The following is an 11,851-nucleotide window of genomic DNA, read 5'->3' as shown; positions in this document are numbered from 1 at the left end:
TCTTAATGCCGTCCACCTTCGAGATAGGCAGCCTGAACTTCCGGATTGGACAGAAGCTCCTGGCCACCACCCGACATGGTGATCTGACCGTTGATCATGACGTAGCCGCGATGGGCCAGACGCAGAGCGTGATAGGCGTTCTGCTCAACAAGGAAAACGGTCAGGCCCTGTTTCTCGTTCAGTTCCTTGACGACCTCGAAGATCTGCTTGACCACAAGAGGAGCAAGACCCAGCGAAGGCTCGTCCAGCATCAGCAGCTTGGGGCGTGCCATCAGGGCGCGTCCGATGGCCAGCATCTGCTGTTCGCCACCGGAAAGGGTGCCTCCGCGCTGACTCTGGCGCTTTTCCAGAATCGGGAAGAGGTCGAACACCATGCGTAGATCTTCATCGAAATGGGCATAGTTGATGACCGCAGCACCCATCTGAAGGTTTTCAAGCACCGTCATGCGACCGAAAATACGCCGCCCCTCGGGAGACTGGGCAATCGACTTGCGAACAATCTCATGGGTCGGCAGGGCAGTGATATTTTCACCATTGTAAATGATCTCGCCCTCACGGGCACGGGTAACGCCGCAGATGGTCATCATCGTGGTCGATTTACCAGCCCCGTTGGCGCCGATCACGGTCACGATTTCACCGCGATGGACATCAAGATCGATGCCGCGCAGGGCGACGATCTTGCCATAGTAGGTTTTAACGCCCCTGAGGCTCAGGAGGACATCACTCATGATTTGACTCCCTCTGCATTTGCAACCTTCGCCTCTGCTTCAGCTTCGTCGACCTCGTCGTCATCGACGCCGAGATAAGCGGCAATCACGTGCGGGTCATTCTGGACGAACGCGGCATCGCCATCGGAAATCTTGACGCCATAGTCGAGAACGACGACGTGATCCGAGATTTCCATGACCATGGACATGTCATGCTCGATGAGCAGGACGGCGGTCTTGTCCAGTTCCCGGATGGAGCGCAGAAGACCGTTGAGGTCCTGCGTTTCACGCGGGTTGAGGCCGGCTGCCGGCTCGTCAAGGCACAGCAGTTCGGGATTGGTGCACATGGCGCGGGCAATCTCGAGACGACGCTGGTCGCCATAGGGCAGGTCGGCTGCCGGGTCGTCGGCACGATCGATGAGATCAATGCGCTCGAGCCATTCGGTTGCCTTCTTGACAGAAGCCTTCTCCGACTTGCGGAAGCTGCTGATGCCGAAGATGCCGCCGATGGAGAAGAGCGAGTCCTTCATCAGCTTGTTGTGCTGAGCTATCATCAGGTTTTCAAGCACCGTCATGCCGCCGAACAAGCGGATGTTCTGGAAGGTACGGGCAACCTTGGCATGGTGCGCAATCTGGAAATCCGGAATACGCTCCAGCAGGTAGCTCTGACCGTTCGACCGGTTCATGGTGATGCGCCCCTCTGTCGGCTTGTAGAAGCCGGTGACGCAGTTGAAGACGGTTGTCTTGCCAGCGCCGTTCGGGCCGATCAGGGCTGTGATATCGCTGCGACCTACCTCGAAGGAGAGGTCATCGACAGCCACCAGACCGCCGAATCGCATGGTAAGATGCTCAACGGTCAGGATTGGATTTTCTTTCCAGCTGCTCATCCTTCTCCCTCCGCTACGAAATCACCAGAGACGGCTTTCTTTTCCTTGAGGAAGACCGACGGTGCCCGACTTGAAATGATGCCACGTGGCTTCCAGATCATGATGACCACCATCAGGAGGCCGAAGACCAGCATGCGCAGGTCCTGCAGATCGCGGAAGACTTCGAAGCCGCCAATCATGACGATGGAGGCAACCACCACGCCCAACTGACTGCCAAGGCCGCCAAGAACCACGATGGCCAGAATGATGGCCGATTCCATGAAGGTGAAGCTCTCGGGCGAGATGAAGCCCTGACGGGTAGCGAAGAAGGCACCGGCAAAGCCGCCGAACATCGCGCCCAGTGCAAAAGCGGTGAGCTTGGTGTTGGTGGTGTTGATGCCGAGCGAGCGACAGGCAATCTCGTCCTCGCGCAGTGCTTCCCAGGCGCGACCGATCGGCAACTTGCGCATGCGCATGGTCACGAAGTTGGTCAGCAGGGCAAGAGCGAGAATGAGATAGAACAGGAAGATGACCCGATGCATGGAGTCATACGGGATCCCGAAGAAATCCGCAAAACCACCCTTGCGCTCGAATTCGAGGCCGAAGAAGGACGGGCGCGGAATGCGCGAGATGCCGTCTGGGCCACCGGTGAATTCATACCAGTTGAGCAGGACGACGCGGATGATCTCACCGAAGGCCAGCGTCACGATGGCGAGATAGTCGCCCCTCAGACGCAGCACCGGGAAGCCCAGGATCATGCCCCAGAAGGACGCCAGGATGCCGGCCAGCGGCAGACAGACCCAGAAGGACAGATCGAAATACTGTGCAAACAGGGCATAGGAGTAGGCACCCACCGCATAGAAGGCCACATAGCCAAGGTCGAGCAGACCGGCAAGGCCAACCACGATGTTGAGGCCCCAGCCGAGCATGATGTAGGTGAGGACCAGAATGCCCATGTCGATGACGTAGCGGTTGCCGTAGAAAGGCAGGGTCAGGGCGAAGACCAGCAGAGCCGGACCGACGAATTTGCCGATCTTGCCGACGGTTTCCTGCTTGGGCAGGATTGACTGCATGGCATTGGCGACCGGATTGCGGCCACGCCAGACCAGCAGGCTCATGGCAAAGCGGCCTACCAGAACGGCGAGCACCATCCAGGCGACAAGGCTCCAGTTGCCTTCAATCCCAAGACCACCCTGTTCGGTTTTCGTTTTGATGCCGACCATGATGGAGGTCAGCAGCAGGGTGACCACTGCGGCGAGGACTGCATCTTTCAGGGCAGCTCCGACGCGCGTATTCAAGAAGTCCGCCATATCAAACCTTCTCCACTTCTGGCTTGCCCAACAGGCCGGAAGGCATGAAGATCAGCACGATTGCAAGGATCGAGAAGGCTGCAACGTCTTTGTATTCTACTGAGAAGTACCCAGACCAGAAGGTTTCGATCAGGCCGATCAGCAAGCCACCGAGCATGGCACCCGGCAGTGAGCCGATGCCGCCCAGAACGGCTGCGGTGAAGGCTTTGACGCCGGCGAGGAAGCCGATGTAGAAGTCGATCACGCCGTAGTAGAGCAGGAACATTACGCCAGCCACCGATGCAAGGGCGGCGCCCATGACGAAGGTCAGAGAAATGGTGCGGTCGACGTTGACGCCCAGCAGAGACGCCATTTTCTGATCCTGTTCACATGCGCGCTGGGCACGGCCAAGCGAGGTCTTGTTGATCAGCATCGTGAAGCCAGCCATAAGCAGCACGGTGGTCACGATGATCAGGATCTGCATGTAGGACAGCTGAACCAGGAAGCCGTCTTTTTCCATGATGGTGATGCCGCCGGTAATCTGTGGTGGCAGCGGCTTGACGCGTGCGCCCTGAACGACTTGAACGAAGTTCTGCAGCACGATCGACATGCCAATCGCCGTGATCAACGGCGCAAGACGGAACGATCCGCGCAAGGGACGATAGGCGATGCGCTCGACGCTCCAGCCCCAGACCGAGGTCATGAGCATGGATACAATGAGAACGATAAGCAGGACGAGTGGAAGGAAGGTAATTCCCATTGCCACAACCGCCAACAGTGTAATCAATGCAATGAATGCACCCACCATGAAGATGTCACCATGGGCAAAGTTGATCATGCCTATGATGCCATATACCATGGTATAGCCGATGGCGATCAGGCCGTAGATCGACCCCAACGTGACGCCATTAATCAGCTGCTGAATAAAATATTCCATTTGACTCGCTGTTCCTAAATTCCCTGCGGCTTTGTTACCGCTTATTAGGTAGGAAGATGTTGTTGTTTGTTTTGTCCGAGATTTGATCTCGCTAAATTTCTAGCAAGAAGTCGAATTGGATACAATTGCTTCCTTCTAAAAATTGGTCATTATTGCGTCTAGCTCGACGAATTGATGAAATTTTGATCAAAAACGACAGTTTTGATGGAATTGTAGGCTGAAATTCTGTTGGTCTCTGAGGGTTTGATTGCGTAATAATCGATCTTTGTGGGATAATCTTATTGGTGTGGTTCGAAAGTGTGCAGTTTTGCTGTGAAACTTGTCGACCCATTGTATTTTTGATTGAAAAATATGCATGATCTTTTCTTTATCAATGATGATATTATTTATATGTTTGCGCATATGCGCGAGATCCTCGTTAGATTTGACAGTTTGGCGGCAGTGCCTCAGATTTAGGCCCGCAATGACAGGAGAAGCGATTTGAATATCAGTCAAGCAGCAGAGAAGACGAACCTGCCGGTCAAGACGCTCCGCTATTACGAGGACATCGGTCTGGTTGTTCCCCAGCGCAAGGCCAACGGCTATCGGGACTATGGCTCCGAGGAGCTCGTGCGCCTGCGGCTTGTCGGACGAGCCCGCAAGCTGGGCTTCAATATCGACGGCTGCCGGAATCTTCTCTCCCTGCAGGAGGACAAGCACCGGGCGAGTGCGGACGTCAAGAAGATTGCCGAAGCGCATCTCATGGAAATCGATCAGAAGATTGCCGAGTTACAGGCCTTGCGGGAGGATCTGGCGCCGCTGGTGGCCGCCTGTCGGGGCGACGACGATGCCGATTGCGCCATACTGAATGATCTTGTGGAGCCACACAAAGGCTGTTGCCGCTAGGCTGGCAGGATCTGGCAGGGCACTGTCGGGCCTTGCTTCGGCTCAAGGGCGAGCTGGCAGGCTCAGACGAGGCCAAGCCCCTTGAAACTGGTGTGACCATTGCGGGCGACGATGATATGGTCGTGCAGCGTGATGCCCAGCCGTTCGCAGGCTTCCGACACCTGCTGGGTCATGTCGATGTCGGCCCGTGAGGGTGTCGGGTCGCCACTCGGGTGATTGTGCACCATGATGATGGCCGTTGCCGAAAGCTCCAGCGCGCGTTTGACGACTTCCCTTGTATAGACCGGCGTGTGATCAACGGTGCCGGTCTGCTGCACCTCGTCGGTGATGAGGGCGTTCTTCTTGTCCAGAAACAGAATGCGGAACTGTTCGATGTCATTGAAGGCCATCGATGTGCGGCAATAGTCGATGACGGAATTCCACGAGGACAGCACCGGCCGTTCCTTGACCCGGTCCTCGGCGAATTTGGTTGCCGCCGCATGGACCAGCTTGAGCTCGGTGACGACGGATTGCTTGACACCGGCAAATTCCATCAACAGATGCTCCGGTGCGGCAACAACCTCGGCGAAGGAGCCGAATCGGGCGAGCAGGTCCTTGGCCAGTGGCTTGGTATCCCTGCGCGGGATGGCGCGAAAGAGGATCAGTTCCAGCAATTCATAATCATGCAGGGCCTCGGCGCCCGAATCACGGAATTTCTGCCGCAACCGTTCCCGGTGGCCCACATAATGGGGCTGGCCTGATGCTTCCTTCAGCTCGCCCATAACCCGGACGTCTCCTGTTAGTCCACGTTATAGGGTGGCTTGTCCAACCCTGCCGGTGACAGCGTGAAAATCTCACACCCCGTCTCGGTGATGCCGATGGAATGTTCGAACTGGGCAGACAGGCTCTTGTCCCTCGTAACGGCTGTCCAACCATCCTTGAGCACCTTGACGTGAGGTTTGCCCAGATTGATCATCGGCTCAATGGTGAAGATCATGCCTGGCTTCAGTTCAATGCCTTCTCCCCAGCTGCCGTAATGCAGGATGTTGGGGGCATCGTGAAACAGCTGGCCGACGCCATGGCCGCAGAAGTCGCGCACGACGCCACAGCGTTCGCCCTCGGCATATTCCTGAATGGCGGCGCCGATGTCGCCCGTGGTGTTGCCTGGCTTTGCCTGCGCAATGCCGATCATCAGGGATTCATAGGTGACCTCGATCAGACGTTCCGGCGCGCGCTTGATTTCTCCGACCGGATACATGCGCGAGCTGTCGCCATACCAGCCGTCCAGCACATAGGTCACGTCGACATTGACGATGTCGCCTTCCTTGAGTGGCTTCTCGTTGGGAATGCCATGACAGACCACATGGTTGATCGATGTACAGGTGTGTTTTCTGTAGCCGCGATAATTGAGGGTGGCAGGCAGGGCGCCATTTTCTTCGCCGAAATCGCGGATGAAGTCATCAATGACCTGGGTCGGGACGCCCGGCTTGACGAGTTTTGCAACGCCATCAAGTGCCCGTGCAGCAAGTTGTCCTGCGCGGCGCATTCCTTCAAATCCTTCTTCTCCATAAAGGCGGATATCTCCGGTGTTGCGCAGGGGAGCACTCTTGGCGTCAATATAATTTACCATCTCAGGTCTTTCCGAAATTAGTTGTTTCTCTATGGATATCTCCCAATGCCGCAATGTGCAAACCGGAATTGCACTTTTTGCGTTGCGGTCCCCTTGTGTGGGCCGGTGACGCCTCGGGGTCTGCAGCTTGGGGGGCCTTGAGCCAGATCAGTCAAGGGGCTGGTCTGGGTAAAAGGTTCAGGCAAAGGGCAGGGCACGGGCGAGCGTCATTCCTTCTCTTGAAATGTCGCAGATATAGACAATTGCTTCCACGCCACAGGCCCGTGCCTTCCCAAAGGCCTCGGCATAGGAAGGGTCGATGTCGGCTGCCAGGGCGAAGCGGTTGGCATCGGTTCTGGTCACCAGATAGAGCATGACCGCCCGGTGGCCAGCCCTTGCCATGTCGGAGAGCTCGTCCAGATGCTTGGCGCCGCGCTTGGTGACCGAATCAGGGAATTCCGCCAGTCCCGGCTCGCGCAACAGATGCACGTTCTTCACCTCGACATAACAGTCGGGGTAATCGGGGTTGGCGGGCCGGGCAGCATTCTGCAACAAAAGGTCGATGCGGCTGTTTTTGCCGTATTTCACCTCGCGCCGCAGCGTTTCATAGCCCACAAGTTCCGCGATGCGTCCACCAAGAATGGCCTCTTCGGCGATGCGGTTCGGATGACTGGTGTTGATGCCGATCATCGCCTCATCGAGCTCAAGCAACTCCCAGCTATAGGCCAGCTTTCGCTTGGGATTGTCCGATCGCGACAGCCAGACGCGGGAGCCGGGGGCCTTGAGGCCCAGCATCGAGCCGGGGTTGGCGCAATGGGCGGTGATGACGGTTCCGTCTTCCAGTTCCACGTCGGCCAGAAAGCGCTTGTAACGCTGGATGAGGCGGCCGGGAATAAGAGCTGTTTCAAATTTCATGTTGCTTCAGCTTTGGGCTTTCGGTCACTTTGTCTTCGCACTATAACCATGCTTGACGGTTTTGCTATCTTGCTGTGATCCGTTTGGCCAGCAAAATCGCATCCGCTTGAGCTGCTTTACGTCATGGGATAAAGCAAGTCGCAGGCCCGGTGCAACCGTGCGTGCTTCTGTGCCTGCTTTTGTGGCACTGGTTCGGCTCGGGCCTGAACGAAAAGATGAAAGAGACAGGGTAATGACCAAGGATATGATTACAGCAGCGGTGCTGGTTATCGGCGATGAAATTCTTTCGGGTCGCACCAAGGACAAGAATATCGGGTTCATTGCCGACTATCTCACCCAGATGGGCATCGACCTCAAGGAAGTCCGCGTTGTGGCCGATGATCAGGATGCGATTGTCGAGGCGGTCAACGCCCTTCGTGCCAAGTGGACCTATGTCTTTACCAGCGGCGGCATCGGACCGACCCATGACGATATCACTGCCGATGCCATGGCGGCTGCTTTCGGCGTCGGCATTGATCACGATCCGCGCGCCATGGCCATTCTCGAGGCCCACTACGCCAAATCGCCCAACATGGAATTCAACGAGGCCCGCAAGCGGATGGCACGCATTCCGTTCGGTGCCGACCTGATCGAGAACAAGGTGTCGAGTGCTCCGGGCTTCCGGCTGGAGAATGTGCATGTTATGGCCGGGGTGCCATCCGTCATGCAGGCGATGATGGATGCGATTGCCCCGACCCTCAAGACCAACAGCAAGGTGATGAGCGAGACGATCGACAGCGGCGTCGGGGAAGGGCTGGTGGCCGGGCCACTGGCCGAGCTCGCCAAGGAACACCCCAATGTGGTCATCGGATCCTATCCCTATATGCGTCAGGACCTGTTTGCCACCAATATCGTCATGCGCAGCCGCTCCCGCGAGGATCTGGACAAGGCTGTGAAGGCGGTGCATGACATGCTAGAGTCCCTCAAAGGGCAGAAGCAACATCAGGCCTAGTCCTGTCCATTTCCACGTTCATACGCGTTTGAAAAGAAAAACAAGAGGAACACCACCATGTCCGAACCATCATCCAACGCATTCCCGGTGTATTGGGAACAATTCCATCGGGACTGCCGTGCGCTGGCTTGGCGTCTGAAAGGCGTTTCCGAGTGGAAGGCAATTGTCTGCATCACCCGTGGCGGCCTCGTGCCTGCTGCCATCATCGCGCGCGAACTGGGCGTGCGGATGATCGACACGGTTTGCGTCGCCTCTTACCATGACTATGAAAGCCAGGGCGAAATGCAGGTGCTCAAGCCCATCGATGCGACCGTCATCGATGTGGAAGGCGGCGAAGGCGAGGGCGTGTTGATCATCGACGATCTGGTGGATACGGGCAAGACGGCCAAGGTTGTGCGCGCCATGTTGCCAAAGGCCCATTTCGCGACGGTCTATGCCAAGCCGAAGGGCCGTCCGCTGGTCGATACCTTCGTTACCGAGGTGTCGCAAGATACCTGGATCTATTTCCCATGGGACATGGGGTTGCAGTTTCAGGCGCCGATCGCCAAGTAACTGGCGGGAAGTGGTTACTGTTCATCCCTGTTCATGGCCTCATGCTGGTGTGTGGTCTTTCCATCGGACCCTTGGGCTTCGGATATTGTTGATGACAAAAGGGCGGGTCCGGTGTGGCCTGTCCTTTTGTGTGGTGCCGGGTCGGTTCCGTTGCTGCCGTCCTGTTCTTTTGCCGGGGCTTGTGGATGGTCTAGCGGCCATTGCTTGCAATTGCTCGGCTTGCGCATTAGCAATGAGCGGACCATTCTTCGCGGGCGTGATGGAATTGGTAGACATACAGGACTTAAAATCCTGAGGCCTTAGGCCGTGCGGGTTCGATTCCCGCCGCCCGTACCAGACATCCCTTCCTTTCAAATCATTTGATGAAAACTGCGACCTTCGAGAGCGGGACCGCCAGGTCTGTCTGTTGCGGAGTGGCCCGCGGCTGCTATTGGGGGCCCCGATATGGTTTCGCGATTGTGAATGTATTCAATCTGTGTCAAAATGTCGCACTTATAGCGACTGTCAAGAAGGATGGAGTTTTGATGAAGCTGGTCTAATTCGCACACAGAAACAGGAGGAACCATGAAACTCAGTCTCGCCATCGTCGGCGCCGTTTTGGCGTCCAGCTTGCTTGTGAGTGGAAACGCCGATGCTCAGAGCAATGCCAATGTGAGGGATCATCGCACTAGTTCGACCGTCGTCCGCGATCATCGCGTCAAGGCGGTGCCTCTTTCGCCAAGCGAATGCACCCAACTGGGAGGCGATGTCAGAAATGATACGAGTGGCGGTGTCTGCTCTTCCGGTAAATACTGCCGCAGGACTGGCAAGGACGGCACCGTCTTCAGGGTTTGTATTTCCTCTTTTTCCTCTGCCACCCAGAATGCTCCCAAATCTGCACCTAAGCCCACCAATCCACGCCCGGCGAACAGGGCCCCGATGTCTCCGACACAAGGGAAGGTCGTTGCCGTTCCTCTGACCGTCGCTGAATGCACAGGGCTTGGCGGGGTCATCCGCCAGACTGACGAATGTGGCGAAACCAAGACGACATGCGTCACGACGGACGGCCACGGGGTCATTCGGACTGCATGTATCAACAAGATGAGCAAGTAATTTCCCTGAGAGATCCCCGGATCGTTCGGACCCATTCAGCGGGGATCATCCGCCATTTGGGCCACCCCGGTGAATGGTAATCGTGTTGTGATCGATCACCGCCGCCGCCCTCTCAGGGGCAACGCGAGCAGGCAGAGTGGCGCAGCTTTGGCGCGTGTGCGATAATGGGGTGACAACAAAGCAAGGTACCTGAACTAGGAGGGTTTAATGAAACAGATCGGCAAGCTCGTTCTGGCCTCGGCTTTAATTTTCAGCACACATTCGGCTCTGGCCGCACAGCGCGTATGGAGCCCCAAGTATAGCTGCCAAACCATGAAACAGATGGTCCTTGACCGCGGATCGCTTCTGGTCAGCTTTCCGTTGAGAACCAACAATGGCTTCGCGCTTGTATTCAGCAAATACCAGCGTCGGCAGTGCATCGATAATGCGAGCTACAACTATTGCAAGACTTTCTATGTGCCGACATCGGACATGGCCAGCTGCGCAATAGGTTATGTTGAATCGATGCCGCCCAATCTCAAGTGGTTCCGCCATTTCTAAAATGCTGATGCGCTGTATCGGCTAGGGTCGTTCGCACATGCAAGCATCTATCGGCGCCGGAGGTCTGGTTTTGAGGCCTCCGGCGTTTTCTGTATGGGGCAGAGCGGGGGTAAGGCGAAGGATCCTCTCTTGCGGTTGTGGAGGCTCAGGTTCCTTTCTGCAAGGGAACTGCAGTTAAGTGAGGCAACCCAGAGGAGTGCTTCATGGAAATGCGTTGCGCTTTCTGGTGCCAAATCAGGCTTCTATAGATCAATATCGTTATTTTTGACAATATGCGATAATGGGTTGAAGACAAAGCAAGGTACCTGAAAGAGGAGGGTGTAATGAAACTGATCAGCAAGCTCCTTCTGGCCTCAGCTTTAATTCTCAGCACACAAGCTGTTCTGGCTGCGGAACGTGTATGGAGCCCCAGTAATAGTTGCCAATACATGAAGAGACTGGTCATTGACCGTGGTTCGGTTCTGGTCGGATTCCCGATCAGAGCCAAAAGAGGATATGAGCTCGTTTTCAGCAAATTCGAGCGCCAGGCATGCATCGAGAATGCCACCTATCACTTCTGCAGCCTTTTCCGTGTTCCGACCGCTGACATGGCGGAATGCACGGTAGGGTATGTGGAATCGCGTCTGCCGGACGAAGAGATCATTCCGTTGTATCAAAATGATGATTCCCCAAATCGTCCGGATCGGTCTCCAACGCGCGGCATCAAATAGCGCCGTCGCAAGACTTCAGGAAGGGATTGCCCCCGGACATCGTCCGGGGGCCTTTGGTTTCAGGGCAGGTTTCGCCTCAAGGGTTGAAGGTTCTTGTGCCGGAATAACTGCCGCCGCGTGGGCCGGATCGGGTGACCGAGCAGGACCGGTCGTCGCTGCTGCAACTGCGGGAGCGGGTGGCGCTGTAACCGGCAGGGCCCGTGACCGTGCGGGTTCCGTTGCAGACGCCGTTGGCGCAACTGCCGGAGCGGGAACGGGTGGCGCTATAGCCCGCCGGACCGGTGACCGTGGTGGTTCCACTACAGGAGCCATTGGCACAGCTACCGCTGCGATTGACAGTCGTTCCGGCTGGCGGTGGAGGCGGCGGCGCATAATAGGGGGCATAGACACCCCATCGGCCATACCATGGATAGGCGCTGTAATAGCGGGTCCAGTAGGCCTGGCTGAACTGGACAACGGTGACGCTGAGGCGCGGTGCAACGGCAGGGGTGATGATCACCGGGTTGCCCTGATAGACAACCTGGATATAGCGTGCCGCAACCCAGCCCCGATAGGTGCCAAAGCTCACGTCACACCAGCTGTAGTCGGCCAGACAGCCGTTGGTCAGAACGCGCCCGCTAGCGGGCAGGACGGTGACAACGGGGAACTGGGTCGAGGGACCCGCCCGCAGATTGAGGGTGGTGACAACGACCGAGGCCGTTGCCGCCATGGCCAGCTTGCTGCCGAAAAGGGTCAGGGCCAGCACGAGCAGAAGTTTTCTGATCATTCTTTGGTCTCCA

Annotated in this window: 14 protein-coding genes and 1 tRNA gene; 7 read left to right on the top strand and 8 right to left on the bottom strand. The window is 56.7% G+C overall.

Annotation, left to right across the window (positions count from 1 at the left end):
- Nucleotides 1-2: 2 nt before the first annotated feature.
- Genes DSL70_RS11225 through DSL70_RS11210 form a run of 4 tightly spaced genes read right to left on the bottom strand, consistent with a single transcriptional unit; the run spans nucleotide 3 to nucleotide 3,799 of the window.
- The gene (locus DSL70_RS11225) at nucleotides 3-728 is read right to left on the bottom strand and encodes an ABC transporter ATP-binding protein (RefSeq protein ID WP_119308030.1); all 726 of its coding nucleotides are present in this window, start codon (nucleotides 726-728) and stop codon (nucleotides 3-5) included.
- On the bottom strand, nucleotides 725-1,594 hold the full coding sequence (locus DSL70_RS11220) for an ABC transporter ATP-binding protein (protein ID WP_119308029.1): 870 nt from the start codon (nucleotides 1,592-1,594) through the stop codon (nucleotides 725-727). The genes DSL70_RS11225 and DSL70_RS11220 overlap by 4 nt, the downstream gene beginning before the upstream one ends.
- Nucleotides 1,591-2,883, bottom strand: coding sequence for a high-affinity branched-chain amino acid ABC transporter permease LivM (gene livM, locus DSL70_RS11215; protein WP_119308028.1), 1,293 nt, complete (start codon nucleotides 2,881-2,883; stop codon nucleotides 1,591-1,593). Before livM ends, DSL70_RS11220 begins: the two co-directional genes overlap by 4 nt.
- A gap of 1 nt (nucleotide 2,884) precedes the next feature.
- Entirely contained in the window at nucleotides 2,885-3,799 is a 915-nt protein-coding gene (locus DSL70_RS11210; protein WP_119308027.1) for an ABC transporter permease subunit, read from the bottom strand.
- Nucleotides 3,800-4,279: 480 nt separating this feature from the next.
- On the opposite strand from DSL70_RS11210, the gene DSL70_RS11205 reads away from it, so the two are divergent.
- Nucleotides 4,280-4,684: a MerR family transcriptional regulator gene (locus DSL70_RS11205; protein ID WP_119308026.1), complete on the top strand. Its 405-nt coding sequence runs from the start codon at nucleotides 4,280-4,282 to the stop codon at nucleotides 4,682-4,684.
- A gap of 62 nt (nucleotides 4,685-4,746) precedes the next feature.
- Here the strand turns inward: DSL70_RS11205 and radC are convergent, their stop codons facing one another.
- The 3 genes from radC to sfsA all read right to left on the bottom strand — a co-directional run bounded on the left by radC (nucleotide 4,747) and on the right by sfsA (nucleotide 7,187).
- On the bottom strand, nucleotides 4,747-5,445 hold the full coding sequence (gene radC / locus DSL70_RS11200) for a RadC family protein (RefSeq protein WP_119308025.1): 699 nt from the start codon (nucleotides 5,443-5,445) through the stop codon (nucleotides 4,747-4,749).
- 17 nt (nucleotides 5,446-5,462) lie between these two features.
- Nucleotides 5,463-6,293 carry a type I methionyl aminopeptidase gene (map, locus tag DSL70_RS11195; protein ID WP_119308024.1) on the bottom strand — a complete coding sequence of 277 codons (831 nt, stop codon included), beginning with the start codon at nucleotides 6,291-6,293 and terminating at the stop codon, nucleotides 5,463-5,465.
- Between the two features lie 177 nt (nucleotides 6,294-6,470).
- Entirely contained in the window at nucleotides 6,471-7,187 is a 717-nt protein-coding gene (gene sfsA, locus DSL70_RS11190; protein WP_119308023.1) for a DNA/RNA nuclease SfsA, read from the bottom strand.
- Nucleotides 7,188-7,419: 232 nt separating this feature from the next.
- On the opposite strand from sfsA, the gene DSL70_RS11185 reads away from it, so the two are divergent.
- From DSL70_RS11185 to DSL70_RS11160, 6 genes are all read left to right on the top strand, one after another.
- Nucleotides 7,420-8,178: a competence/damage-inducible protein A gene (locus DSL70_RS11185; protein ID WP_119308022.1), complete on the top strand. Its 759-nt coding sequence runs from the start codon at nucleotides 7,420-7,422 to the stop codon at nucleotides 8,176-8,178.
- A 57-nt stretch (nucleotides 8,179-8,235) separates the two neighbouring features.
- Nucleotides 8,236-8,730, top strand: coding sequence for a xanthine phosphoribosyltransferase (gene gpt, locus DSL70_RS11180; protein WP_119308021.1), 495 nt, complete (start codon nucleotides 8,236-8,238; stop codon nucleotides 8,728-8,730).
- A 250-nt stretch (nucleotides 8,731-8,980) separates the two neighbouring features.
- Nucleotides 8,981-9,066: transfer RNA gene (locus tag DSL70_RS11175), tRNA-Leu, on the top strand.
- Nucleotides 9,067-9,294: 228 nt separating this feature from the next.
- Complete coding sequence (locus DSL70_RS11170; RefSeq protein WP_119308020.1) at nucleotides 9,295-9,822, top strand: hypothetical protein; 528 nt, start codon at nucleotides 9,295-9,297, stop codon at nucleotides 9,820-9,822.
- 207 nt (nucleotides 9,823-10,029) lie between these two features.
- Nucleotides 10,030-10,362, top strand: a complete 333-nt coding sequence (locus tag DSL70_RS11165; protein WP_119308019.1) for a hypothetical protein — start codon at nucleotides 10,030-10,032, stop codon at nucleotides 10,360-10,362.
- 323 nt (nucleotides 10,363-10,685) lie between these two features.
- On the top strand, nucleotides 10,686-11,072 hold the full coding sequence (locus DSL70_RS11160; RefSeq protein WP_162916593.1) for a hypothetical protein: 387 nt from the start codon (nucleotides 10,686-10,688) through the stop codon (nucleotides 11,070-11,072).
- Between the two features lie 76 nt (nucleotides 11,073-11,148).
- On the opposite strand, the gene DSL70_RS11155 is transcribed toward DSL70_RS11160, so the two are convergent.
- Complete coding sequence (locus tag DSL70_RS11155; protein ID WP_119308017.1) at nucleotides 11,149-11,838, bottom strand: SH3 domain-containing protein; 690 nt, start codon at nucleotides 11,836-11,838, stop codon at nucleotides 11,149-11,151.
- Nucleotides 11,839-11,851: the final 13 nt, after the last annotated feature.

This window comes from Cohaesibacter haloalkalitolerans (assembly GCF_003574655.1).
Taxonomy (GTDB): domain Bacteria; phylum Pseudomonadota; class Alphaproteobacteria; order Rhizobiales; family Cohaesibacteraceae; genus Cohaesibacter; species Cohaesibacter haloalkalitolerans.
Note: the sequence above shows the minus strand (reverse complement) of the source record. Positions and strands in the feature narration are given on the sequence as shown.

What these genes read in the sequence shown, in the direction of transcription:
- map (WP_119308024.1), bottom strand. Translation starts at nt 6,293, where the DNA reads ATGGTAAATTATATTGACGCCAAGAGTGCTCCCCTGCGCAACACCGGA.
- DSL70_RS11225 (WP_119308030.1), bottom strand. Translation starts at nt 728, where the DNA reads ATGAGTGATGTCCTCCTGAGCCTCAGGGGCGTTAAAACCTACTATGGC.
- DSL70_RS11220 (WP_119308029.1), bottom strand. Translation starts at nt 1,594, where the DNA reads ATGAGCAGCTGGAAAGAAAATCCAATCCTGACCGTTGAGCATCTTACC.
- gpt (WP_119308021.1), top strand. Translation starts at nt 8,236, where the DNA reads ATGTCCGAACCATCATCCAACGCATTCCCGGTGTATTGGGAACAATTC.
- DSL70_RS11160 (WP_162916593.1), top strand. Translation starts at nt 10,686, where the DNA reads ATGAAACTGATCAGCAAGCTCCTTCTGGCCTCAGCTTTAATTCTCAGC.
- DSL70_RS11170 (WP_119308020.1), top strand. Translation starts at nt 9,295, where the DNA reads ATGAAACTCAGTCTCGCCATCGTCGGCGCCGTTTTGGCGTCCAGCTTG.
- DSL70_RS11210 (WP_119308027.1), bottom strand. Translation starts at nt 3,799, where the DNA reads ATGGAATATTTTATTCAGCAGCTGATTAATGGCGTCACGTTGGGGTCG.
- radC (WP_119308025.1), bottom strand. Translation starts at nt 5,445, where the DNA reads ATGGGCGAGCTGAAGGAAGCATCAGGCCAGCCCCATTATGTGGGCCAC.
- livM (WP_119308028.1), bottom strand. Translation starts at nt 2,883, where the DNA reads ATGGCGGACTTCTTGAATACGCGCGTCGGAGCTGCCCTGAAAGATGCA.
- DSL70_RS11155 (WP_119308017.1), bottom strand. Translation starts at nt 11,838, where the DNA reads ATGATCAGAAAACTTCTGCTCGTGCTGGCCCTGACCCTTTTCGGCAGC.
- DSL70_RS11165 (WP_119308019.1), top strand. Translation starts at nt 10,030, where the DNA reads ATGAAACAGATCGGCAAGCTCGTTCTGGCCTCGGCTTTAATTTTCAGC.
- sfsA (WP_119308023.1), bottom strand. Translation starts at nt 7,187, where the DNA reads ATGAAATTTGAAACAGCTCTTATTCCCGGCCGCCTCATCCAGCGTTAC.
- DSL70_RS11185 (WP_119308022.1), top strand. Translation starts at nt 7,420, where the DNA reads ATGACCAAGGATATGATTACAGCAGCGGTGCTGGTTATCGGCGATGAA.